Origin of the sequence: Trichodesmium erythraeum IMS101 (assembly GCF_000014265.1) — a bacterium.
Lineage (GTDB): Bacteria > Cyanobacteriota > Cyanobacteriia > Cyanobacteriales > Microcoleaceae > Trichodesmium > Trichodesmium erythraeum.
Genome location: NC_008312.1, coordinates 1612330 through 1633040 on the forward strand (window position 1 = coordinate 1612330; position 20711 = coordinate 1633040).

Annotated in this window: 13 protein-coding genes and 1 pseudogene; 11 read left to right on the forward strand and 3 right to left on the reverse strand. The window is 33.9% G+C overall.

Features of this window, described 5'->3' with window-relative positions; all coding sequences use genetic code 11:
* The first annotated feature begins 514 nt into the window (after nt 1–514).
* The 5 genes and pseudogenes from TERY_RS36225 to TERY_RS04815 all read left to right on the forward strand — a co-directional run bounded on the left by TERY_RS36225 (nt 515) and on the right by TERY_RS04815 (nt 4252).
* Entirely contained in the window at nt 515–694 is a 180-nt protein-coding gene (locus tag TERY_RS36225; RefSeq protein ID WP_370496638.1) for a hypothetical protein, read from the forward strand.
* A gap of 156 nt (nt 695–850) precedes the next feature.
* Nucleotides 851–1657, forward strand: coding sequence for a serine/threonine protein kinase (locus tag TERY_RS36230; RefSeq protein WP_370497148.1), 807 nt, complete (start codon nt 851–853; stop codon nt 1655–1657).
* A gap of 38 nt (nt 1658–1695) precedes the next feature.
* A pseudogene (locus TERY_RS36235) lies at nt 1696–2384 on the forward strand (formylglycine-generating enzyme family protein).
* A gap of 453 nt (nt 2385–2837) precedes the next feature.
* Nucleotides 2838–3140: a diversity-generating retroelement protein Avd gene (gene avd / locus TERY_RS04810; protein WP_011610792.1), complete on the forward strand. Its 303-nt coding sequence runs from the start codon at nt 2838–2840 to the stop codon at nt 3138–3140.
* A gap of 245 nt (nt 3141–3385) precedes the next feature.
* On the forward strand, nt 3386–4252 hold the full coding sequence (locus TERY_RS04815; RefSeq protein WP_011610793.1) for a reverse transcriptase domain-containing protein: 867 nt from the start codon (nt 3386–3388) through the stop codon (nt 4250–4252).
* On the opposite strand, the gene TERY_RS32335 is transcribed toward TERY_RS04815, so the two are convergent.
* Nucleotides 4239–4409, reverse strand: a complete 171-nt coding sequence (locus TERY_RS32335; RefSeq protein ID WP_155994310.1) for a hypothetical protein — start codon at nt 4407–4409, stop codon at nt 4239–4241. The genes TERY_RS04815 and TERY_RS32335 overlap by 14 nt on opposite strands.
* A gap of 1169 nt (nt 4410–5578) precedes the next feature.
* On the opposite strand from TERY_RS32335, the gene TERY_RS32340 reads away from it, so the two are divergent.
* The gene (locus TERY_RS32340) at nt 5579–5755 is read left to right on the forward strand and encodes a hypothetical protein (protein WP_155994311.1); all 177 of its coding nucleotides are present in this window, start codon (nt 5579–5581) and stop codon (nt 5753–5755) included.
* 1255 nt (nt 5756–7010) lie between these two features.
* On the opposite strand, the gene TERY_RS04820 is transcribed toward TERY_RS32340, so the two are convergent.
* The gene (locus TERY_RS04820) at nt 7011–8864 is read right to left on the reverse strand and encodes an SUMF1/EgtB/PvdO family nonheme iron enzyme (protein WP_011610794.1); all 1854 of its coding nucleotides are present in this window, start codon (nt 8862–8864) and stop codon (nt 7011–7013) included.
* Between the two features lie 3361 nt (nt 8865–12225).
* Between TERY_RS04820 and TERY_RS04825 the strand changes: the two genes are divergently transcribed.
* The 4 genes from TERY_RS04825 to TERY_RS04840 all read left to right on the forward strand — a co-directional run bounded on the left by TERY_RS04825 (nt 12226) and on the right by TERY_RS04840 (nt 18144).
* A complete protein-coding gene (locus TERY_RS04825) occupies nt 12226–12909 on the forward strand; it encodes a cyclic nucleotide-binding domain-containing protein (protein ID WP_011610795.1) in 684 nt (227 codons plus the stop codon).
* Between the two features lie 201 nt (nt 12910–13110).
* A complete protein-coding gene (locus tag TERY_RS04830) occupies nt 13111–14913 on the forward strand; it encodes a PDZ domain-containing protein (protein WP_011610796.1) in 1803 nt (600 codons plus the stop codon).
* Nucleotides 14914–15388: 475 nt separating this feature from the next.
* Nucleotides 15389–16303, forward strand: a complete 915-nt coding sequence (locus TERY_RS04835) for a vWA domain-containing protein (RefSeq protein ID WP_011610797.1) — start codon at nt 15389–15391, stop codon at nt 16301–16303.
* 1346 nt (nt 16304–17649) lie between these two features.
* A complete protein-coding gene (locus TERY_RS04840) occupies nt 17650–18144 on the forward strand; it encodes a TerB family tellurite resistance protein (RefSeq protein WP_011610798.1) in 495 nt (164 codons plus the stop codon).
* A 703-nt stretch (nt 18145–18847) separates the two neighbouring features.
* Here TERY_RS04840 and TERY_RS04845 read toward each other — a convergent pair.
* Entirely contained in the window at nt 18848–19399 is a 552-nt protein-coding gene (locus TERY_RS04845) for a 3-isopropylmalate dehydratase small subunit (RefSeq protein WP_011610799.1), read from the reverse strand.
* A gap of 388 nt (nt 19400–19787) precedes the next feature.
* Between TERY_RS04845 and TERY_RS04850 the strand changes: the two genes are divergently transcribed.
* Nucleotides 19788–20666: a hypothetical protein gene (locus TERY_RS04850; RefSeq protein ID WP_011610800.1), complete on the forward strand. Its 879-nt coding sequence runs from the start codon at nt 19788–19790 to the stop codon at nt 20664–20666.
* Nucleotides 20667–20711: the final 45 nt, after the last annotated feature.

The following is a 20711-nucleotide window of genomic DNA, read 5'->3' on the forward strand; positions in this document are numbered from 1 at the left end:
TCACCTACTTATTTCTTGAAATTTTTAATTCTAGACTTGGAATTTTGAACTTTGAATTTTTGAATTTTTGAATTTTAAATTTTGAATGTTGGATTTTTTTCCTTTTCCCTTTTCCCTCTTTCCTTTTTTCCTTAAACTTCAGAAAATTTGAGTAGAGTTATCCATATTTATCAAACTTTTAGCAGAAAACCGAAACCATAACTTAAATTAGAAGACCTCAAAAGTTTCCCATTATCATCACCTACTTATTTCTTGAAATTTTTAATTCTAGACTTGGAATTTTGAACTTTGAATTTTTGAATTTTTGAATTTTAAATTTTGAATGTTGGATTTTTTTCCTTTTCCCTTTTCCCTCTTTCCTTTTTTCCTTAAACTTCAGAAAATTTGAGTAGAGTTATCCATATTTATCAAACTTTTAGCAGAAAACCGAAACCATAATTTAAATTTGAAGACCTCAAAAGTTTCCCATTATAATCACCTAATCATCACCTACTTATTTAACTGAAAAAATATCATGCGTTGCCTAAACTGCTATACCGATGGTATCCCACTTGAGACAGAAATATGTTCCAACTGTGGCGCATACCTACCATCACTGACCCGAGACCTTCTCAAACCAGGAACTCAACTTCGAGCCCAGACCTATCGAATAGACTACCCCTTAGGTCGAGGAGGGTTCGGCGTTACCTATTGAGGACACCACACATTATTAGAACAAATAGTCGCCATCAAAGAATACTATCCCCAAAACTACCCCCTGCGACACCCCACCACTGGCGGCTTCACCATTCCCACAAACCAACAGGAAATATTTCAACGGGGTTTACAAAGATTTCTCCGAGAAGGGAAAATATTAGCCCAACTAAATCATCTTCACGTGGTGGGGGTAACTGACTTATTTAAGGAAAATGAAACAGCTTACATGGTGATGGAGCTAGTTACAGGAAAAAGTCTCAGAAAAGAATTAGACTCTCAACCCCAGAAAAAATTTCCTCCTCAAAAAGTCAAAAAAATAATTACTGACCTCGTATCAGCATTATCCGCAGTACATAAAAAAGGAATATTTCACCTGGATATAAAACCCGATAATATTTTGCTAACTCCAGAAGGGCGGTTAGTATTAATTGACTTTGGCTCAGCACAACAAACCTTTGGTACTTCCATGGCTACTTCCAGCACTCGGACTTTTACTGAAGGTTATGTAGCTCCGGAAGTTCTCGCCGGGGGAGAAGTAGGAGTAGAAAGCGATATTTTTGAAGTCGGAATGATGGTTTATGAAATGTTGAGTGGGCAGTTACCTCCTAATGCTTTGGAACGTTTATTATTAAAAGCAAAAGGAAAAAGTTGGGAACCAGAAGGTTTAGAGTCATCTTGGCAAAAGCTGATAATGTCGGCTTTGGTTTTGGAAAAGGAAGGTCGCCCTGGAAATGTTGAAAAGTGGTGGGAGATAAATTTTCAGGAAAAATCAACTGACAGGACTCAGGAGTCAAAATTGAAAATATGGGAATTTATACAGAGAAAGAAAGATGTAAATTCTCCACCCCGACAAAAATTTAGTTTTGAGGTAATAAAGGTTAATTCCCGGGGTAAAGAAATTGACCGTCGTTCCTACGAAGCAGAATTTTTCGCAGAAAATTTAGGTAGGGGAGGGGGGTAGTCTTGGAAATGGTTTATATTCCTGGGGGAAGTTTTCTCATGGGGTCGCCGGAAAATGAGGCGGAAAGATACTCAATAAACTCTGATGAAGGTCCCCAACATCAAGTAAATCTCCAGCCTTTTTATATGAGCAAATATTCTATTACTCAAGACCAGTACCAAGCATGGGAAATAATCCTTCTTACTTTAAAGGAGGAAAACGCCCAGTAGAAAAAGTGAGCTGGCACGACGCTACAAAGTTTTGTCAGAAGCTATCATCAAAAACTGGGAAAATTTACACACTACCTAGTGAGAGTCAATGGAAATATGCTTGTCGCGCCGGGACTACTGCTCCTTTTTATTTTGGAGAAACTATAACGCCTGGGTTAGTTAACTACAGTGGTAACTATCCTTACGCCAATGCTCCTAAAGGAAAATATCGAGGAGAAACAACAGATATAGGAAGTTTTCCTCCTAATGCTTTTGGTTTATATGATATGCACGGCAATGTTTGGGAATGGTGTCTAGATACTTGCCACGATAATTATAATGGAGCACCTACTGATGGAAGTTCTTGGGAAAGTGGGGGTGATAGTAATGACAGGTTGCTCCGTGGCGGTTGCTGGATCCACAATTCTAGATTTTGCCGGAGTGCCTGGCGCAACTATCTCTATGCCGACTACCTCTCCAACGATAGGGGTTTTCGAGTCATCTCCTCTTCCCCGGTGGTTTCTGGCTTTCATTCCTAGTATTCTTCCACTTTTTACTTTTCCCCTTTCCCCCTTTTTCCTTCTTTCCTTTTTCCTCTTTTGAGTCCCGCTTTAGCCGGCCGAAATTTTTTTTCAAATTTAGGGTTGTTATGGCTTAGGCCATAGATAAGAAAGCCAAGGTCCCAAAATTTGAAGTAGGTTGGGCCTCAGAACGAAACCCAACATTCTCCCAATGGCAATAACGGCCTTATACCAAGGACTTATCTTGATACTGAAATATGAAATACTGAAATTATTAGGGGGTAAAAGTTTTAAAAGTTGAAAGTTTTAATCCATGACTTTTGATTTTGGTAAGGGGGGGTTGACTTCTAAAAACCGTGAAAAAAAAAGATTAATTTCATGGGAAAGAAACTGAAAAACAGTTAGCTTTAGGTTTTCTATTGACTCTTTTTGCACTTCCCCGAAATAGTATAAAAATTTAATCGCTATAGAATGAACGAATTATCAATTATCCAAAAAACTTACGACTTAATCATTTGGTATGTACCAATAATTAACAGACTACCTAAAACTCACAAATTTCAAATTGGCGATCGCTTAGTCAACAACTTATATAATTTTCTAGAACTACTAATTATTGCCAAATATGCCTCAGAAAAACTCAACATACTAGAATCTCTAAACCCCAAACTAGACATAGTTCGTTATCAAAACAGAATTATTTTAGACTTCCAAATAATCAACAATAAACGCTACGAATATATCAGCCAAATAATCACAGAAATAGGCAAATAATTAGGAATTTGGATTAAACAACAAAAACCGAAAAATCCTTAAACCATCAAACATGAAAAGACAGAAAAACTTATATCCCCAAATTACATGTTTTGACAACCTCCTCCTCGCAGCAAAAAAATCCCAGAAAGGAAAAAAATATAAACAGAATTTTCTGAAATTTAACTACAACTTAGAATTCATAATTACTACAACTAAAAACAGAATTATAAACTAAAACCTATCAACCAGGAAAATATAACACCTTGAAAATTATCGAAAGAAAACCCAGAATAATTTCCGCAGCTCCCTACCGAGACCGAATCATCCATCACGCCTTATGTAATATTATTATTCCCATCTTTGAAAAAACATTTATCTACGATACTTATGCCAATAGAATCAATTTTGGTACTCATAAAGCCCTAAGTCGCTTCACCAAATTTTCCTGTTCCAGCTGTTACGTTTTACAATGCGACATAGTTAAATATTTTCCCAGCATCGACCATCAAATTCTCAAAGAAATTATTCGTCGCCAAATCAAATGTCAAGATACTCTCTGGTTAATTGAAAAAATTATTGATGGAAGTAACCAACAAATTCCGGTATTAACTAAATTTCCCGGAGACGACTTACTCTCTTCAATAAATAGGAGAAAAGGTTTACCCCTAGGAAATTTAACTAGCCAATTTTTCGCCAACTTATACCTCAATAATTTCGATCATTTCATCAAAGAAGAACTGAAAGTCAAAAAATATCTACGTTATGTCGATGACTTTGCTTTATTCTCAGACGACAAAAAATTTCTAGTTATTGCCAGACAAAAAATTGAAACATATCTAGCCAACCTCTGCCTCAAGATTCATCCTATTAAAAGCCAATTATTTCAAACAAAAAAAGGAGCTAACTTTGTTGGTTTCCTAGTATTGCCAAACCGCATTAGAATACGTTCAGAAAATTTAAGAGCTGCCAGAAAAAAAATTCGACAATTACACGCACATTATCGACAAGGAAACATAGAATCTAGCCACATCCAAAAATCTCTACAAAGTTGGTTTGCTCATTTAGACCATGGCAATACCTGGCGCTTGAAACAAAAAATACTAACTTTTCTCAATACTATGGGAGAATAATTACGGGACTGACAAACCAAAGCTCCGTGGCGGTAGCTGGAACCACAATTCTAGACATTGCCGGAGTGCCAGGGGCAACTATAAAAATGCCGACAACCTCAACAACAATAGGGGTTTTCGAGTCATCTCGTCTTCCCCGGTGGTTTCTGGCTTTCATTCCTAGTATTCTTCATTGCCTGAGTTGGTAAATGGGAATTTATCAAGAGTGTGGAAGAGTCCAGTCAGTTCCTGAGTTTTTAATCAAGCTTCCGAAAATCAACCAGAGTTAGACAGCTGAGTGGGTTTGCCGAAAGGTTGTCTGATTCTTTTCAATTCCTGGAAGAATGATAAAAGCAGTAGTTGCTTTTGCTCCTATCAACACTCATTGAACTAGGGTATATTTTTATCCTTTATCCTCATTCTCGGGAGCTCCAAAAAACTGTCGCCGACCCAAAAATCAGGGTTGCATGCTGAAGAAAATTTTGGTATTATCATGTTAGTAGGTGTAGCTCGCCCATACACTAGACTTTTTATTCAACATAAAACCACTGCTAAAAATCAAAACCGCCAAAACCACCAGAGAAAAATTAGTCATTTTCAGCAAATAAGAATCAGAGAAAAAAAGAAACCGGCAGAATAATAGACTGGTAAATGGGAATTTATCAAGAGTGTGGAAGAATCCACTCAGTTCCAGAGTTTTTAATCAAGCTTCCGAAAATCAACCAGAGTTAGACAGCTGAGTGGGTTTGCCGAAAGGTTGTCTGATTCTTTTCAATTCCTGGAAGAATGATAAAAGCAGTAGTTGCTTTTGCTCTTATCAAGACTAATTGAACTAGGGTATATTTTTATCCTCATTTTCTGGGGCTCAAAAAACTGGCGCCGACCAAAAAAATCAGGGTTGCATCCCGAAGAAAATTTTGGTATTATCATGTTAGTTAGGTGATATCGCCTACGCACTAGACTTTTTATTCAACATAAGACCACTGCTAAAAATCAAAAAAATTCCGTTTTCTTATCACACAAAAAATAATTTGTCAAAACCGCCAAAACCACCAGAGAAAAATTAGTCATTTTGAGCAAAGAAGAATCAGAAAAAAACAAACCAAGACAACGGCAGAATAAGAATTAAGAGCCATAAAAATGAATTAAAGTATAAGCGTAGAAAATTATATCCTATGTATAGGATATCACAAAATCTCAAAAAAGCGCCAAAAACATTGAAACCTCATTCAGCAACTCAGAAAAATTTGCCAATTTAACAACGGCAGAAAAACCGTAAAATTTAAAATATTAAAACCAAAAAGCAAAAACTATAAAATTATCTAATTTTAATCCCAAGAGCCAAAAATGAAAACAACAAACATTGAATATGTAAGTCGTAGCGAAACTAACAAACGACCGAAAAACGAAGACAGCTTCATCATCTGCCAACTCACCCCAAACCCAAAGCAAAGCCCATTAACATTATTAGCAATATCAGATGGAATAGGAGGTAAGGAAAAAAATTCAAGATTCAAAATTTAAAATTCCAAATTCAAAGTTCAAAATTCCAAATCTAGAATTAAAAATTTCAAGAAATAAGTAGGTGATGATAATGGGAAACCTTTGAGTTCTTCAAATTCAAATTATGGTGTTGGTTTTCTGCCAAAAGTTTGATAAGTATGGATAACTCCACTCAAATTTTCTGAAGTTTAAGGAAAAAAGGAAAGAGGAAAAAGGGAAAAGGGAAAAGGAAAAAAAATCCAAATTCCAAATTCAAAAATTCCAAATTTAAAATTCCAAATTCAAAGTTCAAAATTCCAAATCTAGAATTAAAAATTTCAAGAAATAAGTAGGTGATGATAATGGGAAACCTTTGAGGTCTTCAAATTCAAATTATTGCGCCGGTCTTCTGCTAAAAGTTTGATAAGTATGGATAACTCCACTTAAATTTTCTGAAGTTTAAGGAAAAAAGGAAAGAGGGAAAAGGGAAAAGGAAAAAAAATCCTAAGTTCAAAATTTAAAATTCCAAATTCAAAGTTCAAAATTCCAAATCTAGAATTAAAAATTTCAAGAAATAAGTAGGTGATGATAATGGGAAACCTTTGATGTCTTCAAATTCAAATTATGGTGCCGGTCTTCTGCTAAAAATTTCATAAAAAATATGGATAACTCCACTCAAATTTTCTGAAGTTTAAGGAAAAAAGGAAAGAGGGAAAAGGGAAAAGGAAAAAGGGAAAAGGAAAAAAATTCCAAATTCCAAATTCAAAAATTCCAAATTTAAAATTCCAAATTCAAAGTTCAAAATTCTAAATCTAGAATTAAAAATTTCAATAAATAAGTAGGTGATGATAATGGGAAACCTTTGAGGTCTTCAAATTCAAATTATTGCGCCGGTCTTCTGCTAAAAGTTTGATAAGTATGGATAACTCCACTTAAATTTTCTGAAGTTTAAGGAAAAAAGGAAAGAGGGAAAAGGGAAAAGGAAAAAGGGAAAAGGAAAAAAATTCCAAATTCCAAATTCAAAAATTCCAAATTTAAAATTCCAAATTCAAAGTTCAAAATTCCAAATCTAGAATTAAAAATTTCAATAAATAAGTAGGTGATGATAATGGGAAACCTTTGAGGTCTTCAAATTCAAATTATTGCGCCGGTCTTCTGCTAAAAGTTTGATAAGTATGGATAACTCCACTCAAATTTTCTGAAGTTTAAGGAAAAAAGGAAAGACAGAAAAGGGAAAAGGAAAAAAATCCTAAATTCAAAACCTAAAATTAAAAATTAAAAATCCAAAAGAAAAACACTAAGAATTAAAAGCAGAAACCACCGGGGAAGATGAGACAACCCGAAAACCCCTATAGTAGTAAAGATCATCGGCATTGTAATAGAAGCGCCAGGCACTACGACAATTTGTAGAATAGCTGTCCCAGCAACCGCCACGGAGCACTCTTTTACGATTACTACCTCCAGTTTTCCAAGCACTTCCGTTAGTAGGTGCTCCATAATAATTATGGTGCCAAGCATCTAAACACCATTCCGAAACATTGCCGTGCATATCATATAAACCAAAGGCATTAGGAAGAAAACTTCCCACATCTGTTGTTTGTTCCCGATACTCTCCAAATGGAGCATTGCCGTAAGGATAGTTACCATCGTAGTTAACTAACTCAGACGTCATAGTTTCTCCAAAATAAAAAGGAGTACTTGTCCCGGCACGACAAGCATATTCCCATTGACTTTCGCTGGGCAACCTGTAAATTTTCCCAGTTTTCGACGATAGCTTCTCACAAAACTTTGTAGCGTCGTGCCAGCTCACTCTTTCTACTGGGCGTTTTCCTCCTTTAAAGTAAGAAGGATTATCTCCCATAATAGCTTGGTACTGATCTTGAGTAATAGGATATTTGCTCATCAAGAAAGGCTTAATATTAACTTGATGTTGTGGACTTTCACTATCGAATCTTTCGTCCTCATATTCCGGTGACCCCATGAGAAAACTTCCCCCAGGAATATAAACCATTTCCAAGACCAACCCACTATCTAAATTTTCTGCCAAAAATTCTGCTTCGTAGGAACGACGGTCAATTTCTTTACCCCGGGAATTAACCTTTATTACCTCAAAACCAAATTTTTGTCGGGGCGGAGAACTTATATCTTTCTTTCTGTTTTTAAATTCCTTTGTTTTCCATCCTGACTCCTGAGTCCTTTCAGTTGATTTTTTGTGAAAATTCATTTCCCACCACTCCTCAATATTTCCAGGGCGACCTTCCTTTGCCAAAACTAAAGCCGACATTAGCAACTTTTGCCAAGACGACTCTAAGCCTTCAGGTTCCCAACTTTTTTCTTTTGATAATGAACGTTCCAGAACATTGGGAGGTAACTGCCCACTCAACATTTCATAAACCATCATTCCTACTTCAAAAATATCACTTTCTACCCCTACCTCCCCCCTGGCGAGAACCTCCGGAGCCGCATAACTCTCAGCAAAACTCTCAGTGCTGGAAGTACCCATCGAAGTACCAAAAGTTTGTTTTGCCGAGCCAAAGTCAGTCAATACTAACCGTCCTTCTGGAGTTAGTAAAATATTATCGGGTTTTATATCCAGGTGAAATATTCCTTGTTGATGTACTGCCGATAATGCTGATACAAGGTCAGTAATTATTTCTTTGACTTTTTGAGGGGGAAATTTTTTCTCAGGTTGAGAATCTAATTCTTTTCTGAGACTTTTTCCTCTAACTAGCTCCATCACCAGGTAAGCTGTTTCATTTTCCTCAAATAAATCAATTACCCGCACCACATGAGGATGATTTAGTTGGGCTAATATTTTCCCTTCCTGGAGAAACCTTCGCAAACCCTGTTGAAATATTTCCTGTTGGTTTCTGGGAATGGTGAAACCTCCAGTGGTGGGATGTCGCAGGGCGTAATTTTGGGGATAGTATTCTTTAATAGCGACTATTTGTTTTAATAATGTATGGTGTCCTCGATAAGTAACACCAAACCCTCCTCGACCTAAGGGGTAGTCTATTTGATAGGGCTTGTCTCCTAGTTGAGTACCTGGTGTTAGGAGGCCTCGGATTAGTGATGGTAGGTATGCGCCACAGTTATAACATATTTTTGTCTCAAGTGGAATACCGTCGGTATGGCAGTTTAAGCAACGCATGATTTTAAGAGGTCAAAAATTAGATAAGAGTTTCAAAGCTTTCCGTAATTATAGTGTGGAGAATTTCCTGAAAAAGAAGGAAAAATGAGCATAGCATCTTCAAAATAACTATGATATAATTTATGTATAGTTATAAATGTGGCACTATACTAGACTTTTTATTCAATGTAAAAAAAGCGATCGCTACAACACAACAATATATAAAAGGAAATTTAAGACATTCGAATGTTAGACAGTAAAAGATGTCAGAGAGCTTAAAAAAAAAATAACAACTAAATCATTATTACTTGCATTTTTTTTCATTCTGTGAAGCTCCAAAAAAAAGGAACAACGAGGGTAGCATCTTCAAAATAACTATGGTATAATAAATAATGGGTATTCAATGCATATACTAGACTTTTTATTCAACGTAAAAAAAGCGATCGCTACAACACAACAATATATAAAAGGAAATTTAAGACATTCGAATGTTAGACAGTAAAAGATGTCAGAGAGCTTAAAAAAAAAATAACAACTAAATCATTATTACTTGCATTTTTTTTCATTCTGGGAAGCTCAAAAAAAAAGGAACGAGAAACAACGACGGTAGCATCTTCAAAATAACTATGGTATAATAAATAATGAGGATTAAATCCATATACTAGACTTTTTATTCAACGTAAAAAAAGCGATCGCCACAACACAACAATATATAAAAGGAAATTTAAGACATTCGAATGTTGGATAGTAAAAGATGTCAGAGAGCTAAAAAAAAAATAACAACTAAATCATTATTACTTGCATTTTTTTTTCATTCTGTGAAGCTCCAAAAAAAAGGAACAACGACGGTAGCATGTTCAAAATAACTATGGTATAATGAATAATGGGTATTCAATCCATATACTAGACTTTTTATTCAACGTAAAAAAAGCGATCGCTACAACACAACAATATATAAAAGGAAATTTATATTTTTTTTAGTTAGACAGCAAAAGATGTCAAAGATCTTAAAAGCAGAACCTTTTTTTTATTTGAAAGCAAGCATCGTGTTATAGTATTCTTAAAAAAATATTACAAATAATTAGAAGCGATCGCGTCAATTTATTTATCTATGTCTAGAATATAAAAATTAACATTATTGAGCCAGAAGAGACCCTAAAAAAGCTTCTTATAGACCAAAAAACAGGTAAATACATAGAAAGAGTACAAATTTTATACCTACATTAAACCATCAGGGAGAAAGAGTAAAACATTTAGCGAATGTGACTAGCTTAACAAGTCGCCATCGGGTGAAAAGATCAGGATAGTTAAATCAATATCGTCAAGGAAGACTAGAGGCTTTTCTGATAACTGGTAAAATGAAATTCAAAAATCATTAATTCCTGAAAAAGTTAAACGTAAATTAAAGGAAGAATTAAAAGACCCAAAAGGTTTGAATAACTATACTGAAATTCATCAATGACTTAATAGTGTTTTAGACATTCAAGCAAGTTATAAAATAATATATAAGATAGCTCATTATTATTCAAAATCTAAACTTAAGGTGTCACGTCTAGTTAATATTAAACAAGGAAAAGATACAGTAAATAACTTTAAAAAAACTCCCAAAATTAATTAAATCAATCTTATACAAAAATCCATATTTTGGAAAAGATAGTAAAAAAAATTATCGATAGGTATCAATATAAAAGTCGTTTTGGATTGAAAACTATTTCAAGACTAAAAATAACCTATAAAGATGTAAAACCAATTGGAAAATAGCAATAGCAGTTTTTATATAAATATTTATATGGCTTAGTATAGCCATAAAATGGATTGTTTTTATTTACTCATCTTAACAGTATTTATGTCGAGAAATTTTGATAATTATTTGCAGAAAAATTTCCTGATGAAGTTCACATAATTCAGCTAGATAACGGTAGTTTAAATAAAACATTAACATCAAATATTTCTGAGAAGATAGTTTTACTATTTCAAACCGCTTACAGCCCACAAGTTAACTCAATAGAAAGATTATGGCAATAAATCAAGAAAGATTTTAAGCGGATTAATTTTGGCAGCATAGAGAAATTACAAAATGCTTATTCCTAAACGTTTAAACAAGTTAACTCAAAAATTAATAGCTTGAATCACTGGCTGGGGATTTATTATTGATGCTTTAATCAATGGCCAATATTTAGGCATTAATCGTCTTTAAGTATTTAATCTTTAAAAAGTGATCGCTCCTAATCAATAGTGTTGTTCTTAGATCTTCTACTATGTTCTCTGGCCCTAATACTTGTTCTAATATCTAGCTTCAATGACCTTTGTATCCTCCTGCTGCTCGCTTTCATTTTTCTGTGAGACTTTTTGTCCATATTGTACTTGACGTTTTGAGTCCATCAGTTAATGGTGGCTTTGAACAAGTTTTGCTATCTCACCCTAAAAAAATTTCAAGCTCTGCTATCCTGTTGCGCAGTCCGAGATTTTCTCTCTCTAACCTCTTAATTTTTTGATCTTTATTTTTGGGACTCATGGTTGAAATTTACCATATTTTTTTCCTCATTAGAATATTCTTTCCTTTCTCAATTGGGCAGTTACAGTTTTTTATATATCAATGTTGGTCAAAAAGCTTCGCTCCCCTGTTGAAGAGCTTTGAGATAAAAATCAATCAATATTGCTATTTATATAAGTTTTGTGCTATTGTAGGTAAGACTAAATATACTCCAAAATAGTAATTTCATTCTGTGGACTAACCTTCTAGGCCTAAGCCGATGGAGATTAATATCAGGTTCTATGAAACAGAAACACAAACTCTGAGGTTTTTGAATTCTACTTTGTCCCATAAAAGCAAAATTGGAAATATCTTAAAAACAATAGAAATTACCTAGAAAAGAAAAAATCCGTAGGATTACTAATGAACTTAGTTCTAGGTTACTTCCTAAAACAAAAAGAGTAGTATCAAAAAATCTTCAATCATCTTTGTAGGAATATTTGATCCTGGCTCCTGGAGCCGCCAAAAAATTAATGATAAACTAACTCAAAGTATATTGAATTGTTAATAGAGAATATTATTCAGTTTTCATTGTTATGATGTATAAAAGTTAGTACAAATGGGTAGGTATTCACCTATTTTTAAGTTTTGTTCTGATTCTTTAAACAAGTAATATGAAAGCCCATTTGATAAAGTGAAGCAACATGGAGATACAAAATAGATGTGGAAGGAAGGTTAAACCTACCCAAAAGCTCTACTTCCGGAAGGGTATGGAAGTTTGTTGGGTTGTGTGCAATGCCCAATTAAATACCAGCATACCTAGGTTTTAAGTCTCGGTAATAGTTTCTCTGACTTTAAGTCAGGTAATATGTGAACACAAAGAAGATACCATAAAGAGTGCTAATTTTCATGCAAACAGAAGCTTTCAGTGAGCTTTTTCCTTTATTTAAAGGAGCTAATCCAGAAACATTGGAATGGCTCTTATCCGTTGCAGTAAAACATGAGTATCCCTCAAATAGATTAGTCCTAATGGAAGATGCTTGGGGTAATGCTGTTTACTTTGTGGTATCGGGATGGGTCAAAGTCAGACGCAGATTGTCCCCTGATAACTCAGTTACATTGGCTATTCTAGGTAGAGGAGATTTTTTTGGTGAAATGGCCATTCTAGATGAATCCCCCCGCTCAAATGATGTTGTTGCCCTATCTCCGGTTCGTTTGATTAGTATTTCGGCTCAAAGATTTATTCAAACTCTCTTCAAAGATCCTCAGTTACATCACCGAATGCTTCAACTGATGGTTAAGCGTCTCAGGCAGACAAACGTTCGTTATCAATTACGTAATAGACCTCCAGCAGTCAAACTTGCTAATACATTAGTAGAATTAGCTGAAAACTACGGTCAGACCACTGAAAAAACCTGTGAAATATTTAATATTCCTGACCAAGATTTAGGAGATGTAACAGATATTACAATTGATGAAACTACTAAAATTATGGCCAAACTACATAATAAGGGTTGGATTAAGAGAGACCCGGAACATCAGTTAATGCACTTACTTAATCTTAAACATTTAATGCATTTAGCCAGTCAGTAAATTAGATTAATAATTTTTTAAATACTCAAGTTGATAATAAAAAGTCAAAAAAATCAGCTATCTTTCTTGAAAAATTTGCATTAAAACTATAGCAAATTTGGTGATTAATATAGTATAAATGACAAGGCAAATATTTTGGGCTTCTTTCCTATCCTCTAGCCCATATTCTCCACTTTCTATTCACTTTAAAAATTAATAACTATGACTGAAGCTAAAATATTAACCATCAGTCCAACAATTACAAGCCCAGCAATTCAATATAAAGTATCTATGCCTCATCCAGAATCTCATCTGTTTGAGGTTAGTTTGTCTGTAAGAGTTGAAGAATTATCTTCCTCATTATTACAAATGTCCAAAAAACTGGATTTAAAAATGCCAGTATGGACACCAGGTTCTTACTTAATCAGGGAATATGCTAAACATTTGCAAGATTTCTGTGCCTATAGTGAAAATAAACAACCTTTACCTTGGCAAAAACTTAGCAAAAATCACTGGCAAATAGAAACATTGGGAGTCTCAAAAGTAATAGTTCAGTACAAGATATTTGCTAATGAATTAACAGTGCGCACCAATCATTTAGACTCTACACATGCTTATTTTAACGGTGCAGCTTTGTTCTTTTATATTCCTGAATGTGAAAAAAATAAGATTAGGCTCGAAGTTATTTCACCATTACCTAATTGGCAAATTACGACATCTTTACCAAAGACTCCAAATACAGAAAATACATTTGAAGCAGAAGATTTTGATACTTTAGTAGATAGTCCTTTTGAGATAGGTAACCATCAATTATATCAATTTGAAGTAGAAGGAAAAAAACATCAATTAGCTATTTGGGGAAAAGGTAATGCAGAGCCAGAAAAATTAATTCCAGATATACAAAAAATTATTGCAGTAGAAGCAGAGTTTTTTGGTGGTTTGCCTTATGAAGAATATTTATTTATTTTGCATAGTTCTAGTAAAGGATTTGGTGGTTTAGAACATAAGTTTAGTTGTACCTTAAATTATCCGAGATTTGGTTTTAGGAATAAGGAAAAACGTGATCGGTTCATGCAGCTAGTTGCCCATGAATTTTTCCACTTGTGGAATGTTAAACGTATCCGACCTAAAGCATTAGAAGAGTTTGATTATGACCAAGAAAATTATACTCCTTCTCTGTGGTTTTCTGAAGGTACAACTAGTTATTATGACTTATTAATTCCTCTAAGAGCAGGTATTTATGATGTTCAAACTTTCTTGAAAGAATTAGGAAAAGAAATTACACTTCTGCTAACAACAATAGGAAGAAAAGTACAACCTGTAAGTGAGTCTAGTTGGGATGCTTGGATTAAATTATATCGTCGGGATAATAATAGTAACAACTGTCAAATTTCCTATTATTTAAAGGGAGCAATGATATCTTTATTACTTGATTTGTTAATTCGAGAAAAATATGAAAATCAACGCTCACTAGATGATGTAATGTATCAAATGTGGGAGAAATTTGGTAAGTCAGAAATAGGTTTTACTCCAGAACAATTGAAAGCTGTAATTGAAGAGGTAGCAGAATTAGATTTGGGCAACTTCTTTAAGAGATATATTGATGGTTTAGATGAGTTACCTTTTGATGAATACTTCGGGCATTTTGGCCTGCAACTTAAAAAAGAAGATAATGAATGGCCTGATTGGGGTATGAATGTTGTTAGTGAAAATAATAAAGAAATAATTAAGTTTGTAGAAAATAACGGGCCAGCACAGTTGGCGGGAATAAATGCAGGAGATCAGTTACTGGCAATAAATGGTTTTCGGGTAAATGCAGATAAGTTGGGCTATCGCCTCAAAGATTATCAACCAGGAGATATTTTGGAAGTAACTGTTTTCCATCAAGATGAGCTTATTACTCATCAGATAACTTTGGCTCACCCCGGTCCTAGTCGTTACCAATTGGTTCCAGTGAAAAATCCTACGGCAACACAAGAAAAAAATTTTGTTGGGTGGTTGGGAAGTTCATTAGAGTCTATTTGATTGATAACTCAGATTTCTCTTGGTAAAGATAAATTCAAGATGATTTACACAGTATGAATAATTACCAAGCAATTGAATTTAACACTACTTTTAATTTTACAAATTTAGGTATAGAATATGAGTCCATAGTCTTGTTTGGCAAAAATCATTAAGAATTAATAAGTAAAAGTATATATCTTTTTCTAGATAAATATTACCTTAAACAATTACCCAAAGGTAGGATATATAGTATAAATATATGGAATAATTACTGAAAAGACACTGTGTATAGCGGCACTGCGTAAGCCCTGAATGTTTTTTTTCTATTGTAAGTCTTTATGCTGAATTTATTGCTATGACTGGTTTTAGGCTTGATAAAAGCTTTATGTTTTTATTGTCGACAACTGATAACTTTTTGATTTACCTATATTATACTCACCTATGATAATTACAATCTATCAAAGGCAAACGAGTATATATCAAAAGGATAGAACTAGTGAACATTAAGGACAAATACTTACAAGCTAGCACTCTTTTCCTAACTTTGGTGACTGTAGGAGCTACCTCTGCAACTGCGGCTAGCTTAAAAAGTTCTGATGTGGTCGTCATAGTTGATGAATATGGTTCTATGAACTACGAGCAAACATGGCTTGGCACGGTTATTCCACAGTTAGATACTGCTCTGCAAAATCAAGGTATCGTGGGCAACCGTTTTGGTCTTGTTGGATTTGGTACTTCCAATCAAACCTTAGGACGATCTTTGCCTTTAGGTGGAGCCAAGTTTGGTAACTCTGCTGAATTTGCAACTGCTACAAATAGCTTACTATTAAAAGGTGGTTTTGAAGATGGTTATTCTGCAATTGACTTTGCTTTGAATAACTACACCTTCCGCGAAGGTGCTGCTGTTAACTTCATCCTGGTGACAGACGAAGATCGGGATAATGGTAACTCTAGCCTCAACTTCAACAATATCCTGGCCAGATTAAAGCGAAACCCTCAAGACAATAAAGATGATATTCTCTTGAATGCTATAGTCAATGCCAACTTTGTGAATAATTCTCTTGGAGTTAACTCTGAAGGAAATGCCTATATTGCCAACGGTAGTGGTGGATATACAACTACTCAACTTCCACAACCACTAACTAACTTTATTACCAGTGATTTTGGAACTACTAAATTAGACTATATAGATTTAGCTCTTGATAGTGGTGGCACAGGATGGGACTTGAACCAACTACGTGATGGTGGTCTAACTGGAACTTCTTTCGCGAAGGCATTTATTGATATCAAAGTTGAAGAGATTAAGAATCAACAGATACCCGAACCAGGTTTAGTTTTAGGTCTTTTGAGTGCGGGTGTTTTAGGTGTCATTTCATTGGGTAAAAAGCTAACTCAGAGTGTCTTAAACTGAAGCTGTAAGACTTAAGTCAGGCAAAGCAAAGCTTTTAACTTTTTAGGTATACCTGAGCAGGGCTGATAATTGCATTCACCTATTTAATCTATGAGTTAAGGTTAGAATATTTAGGGTTTGCTGATTGACTATCAAAGTATTGAAAGATAAAACTTTAGCATTTTTAGACCGAAAACTAGGCACTTTTTTCGGTCTAAAAATCTAGCATTTTGAGTACGCAAAGGCAAAAAAAAATTACTCTCCTACTGCCCCGCTTCCCTATTCCTTAAAAAGACTGTTTCAGCAAATCCTAATTATGGGTAGATACTAGATGATTAAGCCATAGTTTTTTTGGATAATTTATAATTAGTTCATTATTTTTAGTAGGGCTTTGGTCAGTTATTTGTTATCCTTACCTCATAAGTTTTCTGAGAGTGCTTCCAAGAATGTTTGGTGAATGGTTATTTCAGAGGGGCTAGCCATATTTCTAAGTTTTTGTTATGGTTTGATACTTGAAGGCTTGAAGATTGGAATTTTTATCAGAGGTTAATGACAAATAAGGTGAAATTTTACCCTCTCTGGCTAAGGAGGTTTCAATATTTTCAGCTCTTTGGTGTTCTTTAGATTATCATAAGATTATCGTATTTTACTTATCGTATTGTTGTTTTGAGAGGCGATCGCTTGAATTTTCTCCCTTCCTAAATGAGTGGTTTGATAAATTGACTATTTTGTGGTATACTTAAATAATAACTATTTATTTGTTATAAATATTTGGTTCTGTACTTTATATGGGTGCTTCATAGAATGCTTAGGGAATAGCTGTTTCAGAGGCGATCGCTATATTTTTAAGTTTTTGTTATGGGTTGATGCTTAAAGGTTTGAAAATTGGAATTTTTGTCAGAGGTTGATGATAAATTAGTTGAAATTTTGCCCGCTCTGGCTAAGGAGGATTCAATATTTTCAGCTCTTTGGTTCATTTATGTGATAATATAAAATAAAGAATAATTCAAAAGCAAGTTATTGCTTAATTAAATTTTGAGGTAAGAAATACTTATCGTATTGTTGTTTTTAGAGGCGATCGCTTGAATTTTTAAATGGATGAAAGACTAATTTTTTTCCCTTCCTAAGTAAGTGGCTTGATAAATTAATTATTTTTTGGTATGCAGAAGCAAGAAACTGAAATAGTTCACTTAAACGGAACTCGAAAGAGGAAAGAAAAAAGAGAAAAGAGAAAAGATATAAAGAGAAAAGAAGAAAATAAAAAAGGATAATAATTTTAGGAACGAAAGGAGGAAGAAAGTAGAAATTACACTAAATGATAAGTTAAAAGTTCAGCTATAGAATAGTCAATAACTAAGGAAAAATTTATGACAGTACAACCACCTCCACCCCCATCTATTACTCCACGCCAGATGGATTTGTTGCGGATTGTTGCTTATATGGCATGGTCAGATGGACAACTGGCGCAAGAGGAAGTTGAGCTAATGTTGAATCGTTTTAGTAGTTTATTTGCTACAGGAGATTCCCAACAACAACTTCAAGAGGAATTACGGGATTATCTCATGCAAAATATACCATTGGAGGAGTCAATCCCCAAATTAGAAAGTCAACAAGAACGGGAACTTGTGCTGAAATTAGGTTATGAGGTAATCGCTTGTAGTGCTCGTACTCCTGAAGAAGCAAATATCAATGAAGAGGAAGAAGTTGCTTATCAAAAGTTAAAGCAGTTGCTTAATATTTCAAAGGATGTAGTAAAGCGTATAGAAGCTGAGGCTAATACTGAACTTAATCAGCAAAAACAACAAGGAATTGTTGAGATGATGACTCATGGTCTAGAGCAACATTTACACAAACAAAATTAAATTTATTTATGGAAAATGCAACAACTTATTTATTGTTGCTTTTTTTACCTTTTTTTTACTTTCTTCAGACTAGGAAGTAACTGAGAGTTTATATTTTTATGGAATTTATACTTGAGATATAAATATATATAGACTATATAAATATTTACAATTTATCAGAGTTTGATCTTTCGGTTGATAAAATCATTCTACCAGTTATAATTGAATATATTTGATGTTATTGTCTGTTTAAACAAACTTTGTAGTATAAATATTGAAGATTGCTTGTTTAGTAATATAATTTTGAGTTTAGTATCAAAAATATATGGTTATTGCTACTAAGTTATACCATTTATCAAAAAAATTTCAATATTTATCTAACCACGATAATAATGCGAAATCATTTGTGAAAAATTACTAGTTTTTTTAAATGGCTCCAACTGCTATTACTTTTGGTTTTTCTCTTCAGCATAAGTGTCTTTATAGTCCTCCATCTATTTCACTTTTCAAATAGGATTGCTATATTTACTGAAATTTATATGACGACACAATATTTTGAAGCTTATGAACAGGGACAAATGGCAGGCCATAATTTTCAATATGTTATGTTTTCTCTGGGTAAAATCTTTATAGAAATTTTCACTAATAAATAACTTTGTCCAGGGGAAAATGCTCATATCTCTGAAAAGGGGAGATAAATTGCCTTCCAACTGAAAAGAAATATTCAAACTTCTTTTTGGGAAATCATACCTGTTTGACGAGCATAAGCAAAAAGACCTCCAGCATCAATTACAGGTCTTACTTCTCCCAAAGACTTTAACTGATAAGTTTGATCAAGAGTATGATTAACTATTTGATTTTTTTCAAAATCAATAGTAACTTTTTGACCAGTTTTAAATAACTCACACAGGCGATCGCTAGACTCCCAAGGATATAATTCTCCAGTGGCGGAACAATTACGGAAGAATATACGAGCATAAGATTGAGCAACTACTGCTTGGACACCAGAAGCGCCCAATGCAATAGGTGCATGTTCCCTTGAAGAGCCACAACCAAAATTTTCTCCAGCTACGATAATGGGATACTTTGTTTTCATTGCTTCTGGCTCCATAAATCTACCATAGCGATCAGGCAAACCACACAAAGCATAAGTTCCTAGTTTATCATATTCATCTGGCTTTGAAGGAACCAATGTTAGATACTCAGCAGGTATAATTTGGTCAGTATCTATATTGTCATCTAAGACAAAAATTTTACCAGTTAGGGATTTGGTCATAGTTAATTTTTTGTTTTCCCTCTAATATTGTTACAATTTTCAATTTTTAATTTTATATTCTAGCATAATATTTGTTAAAGACTATTTGTAAAATATATTAAAAAATCTGTGGGACAACTAAATTTTTAAGCTGGAATAAGGCTAGAGATTGAAGTTGATCTACAGGTGTCATGATATGTGTATTTATCTTCCTAAAGTTATGGTTAAAAATAAGTTACAGCAGATTTCGGGCTAATTATGTATATGGTAAATGGTGAAAATTATGTAGTGCAGATATATTGCCCCCATGGGTATACTTAATAACAAAGGAAAGGCTGTATCAATAATTATGTCTTTGCCTATTTCCTATTTTATATTCTCTATTCCCTTGCAATAACTATTAATATCAATGACAAATCAAATTAATGATACATTTATGCAAGCACGCCAGGGTAACATAGCAGCAATTATTCAAGTTATGAATGAAAATTTAGCTAAGTTAGGTGTAAGAATTAGAGCTATATTTTCTGATGGTGTTTTGCAAGTTTTATGTGAAGCACCAGAGCCTCAACATTTAGAAAAGTCTAGTATTTTAAAAGAGGTTAAACAAACCCTTGAAGAAATTTCACCTCGTAATATTCAGCAAATAGAAATTAATAGTAGAATATTTAAATATCCACAACTACTTTGGCTAGAAGATATTACTAAAAATCCAGATAATAAATTACTTTGGTCTCAAAAAATTATTTTGACTAAACCAAATATTTTCAAGCAAATAGCAAATAATTTTTATATTAATAAGCTTAAACGGACTAAAATACCTATGTCTAAAGGTATTCTTCTGAAGAGAATGCAAAGGCTAGATCAATTCCAACCTGATATAATAGGCATTTTTCTTCTGAGTCTGATAATGCTAACTTTAGGTATTCAAGTTAATAGATGGCTCAACAATTCTTGGATAGATCAAATAACAACTTCAGAAAATATAGCTTCCCAGCCTTCATTTCTTAATGATAAAAAATCTTCAGAAGATACTGAGTTGAAGTCAAAAGTAGCTTTTACTCAAGCAGTACGACTGGCTCAAAAAGCTGTTGCATATGGTAAGATAGCTAAGTCTAAAGAAGAATGGATGGCGATCGCTAAGATATGGGAAGAAGCAGCAGAACTAATGGCTTCTGTTTCACCTAGTTACTCACGGCATGATGTAGCACTAGATAGGGCTGAAATTTATCAGAAAAATAGTGATATTGCCAAAACACAAGTAGAGAAAATTGTTAGAGGAGAATGAGAGGGTTTAGTAGTTGGAAATCATAAAGTTTTTTAGATTGATGAA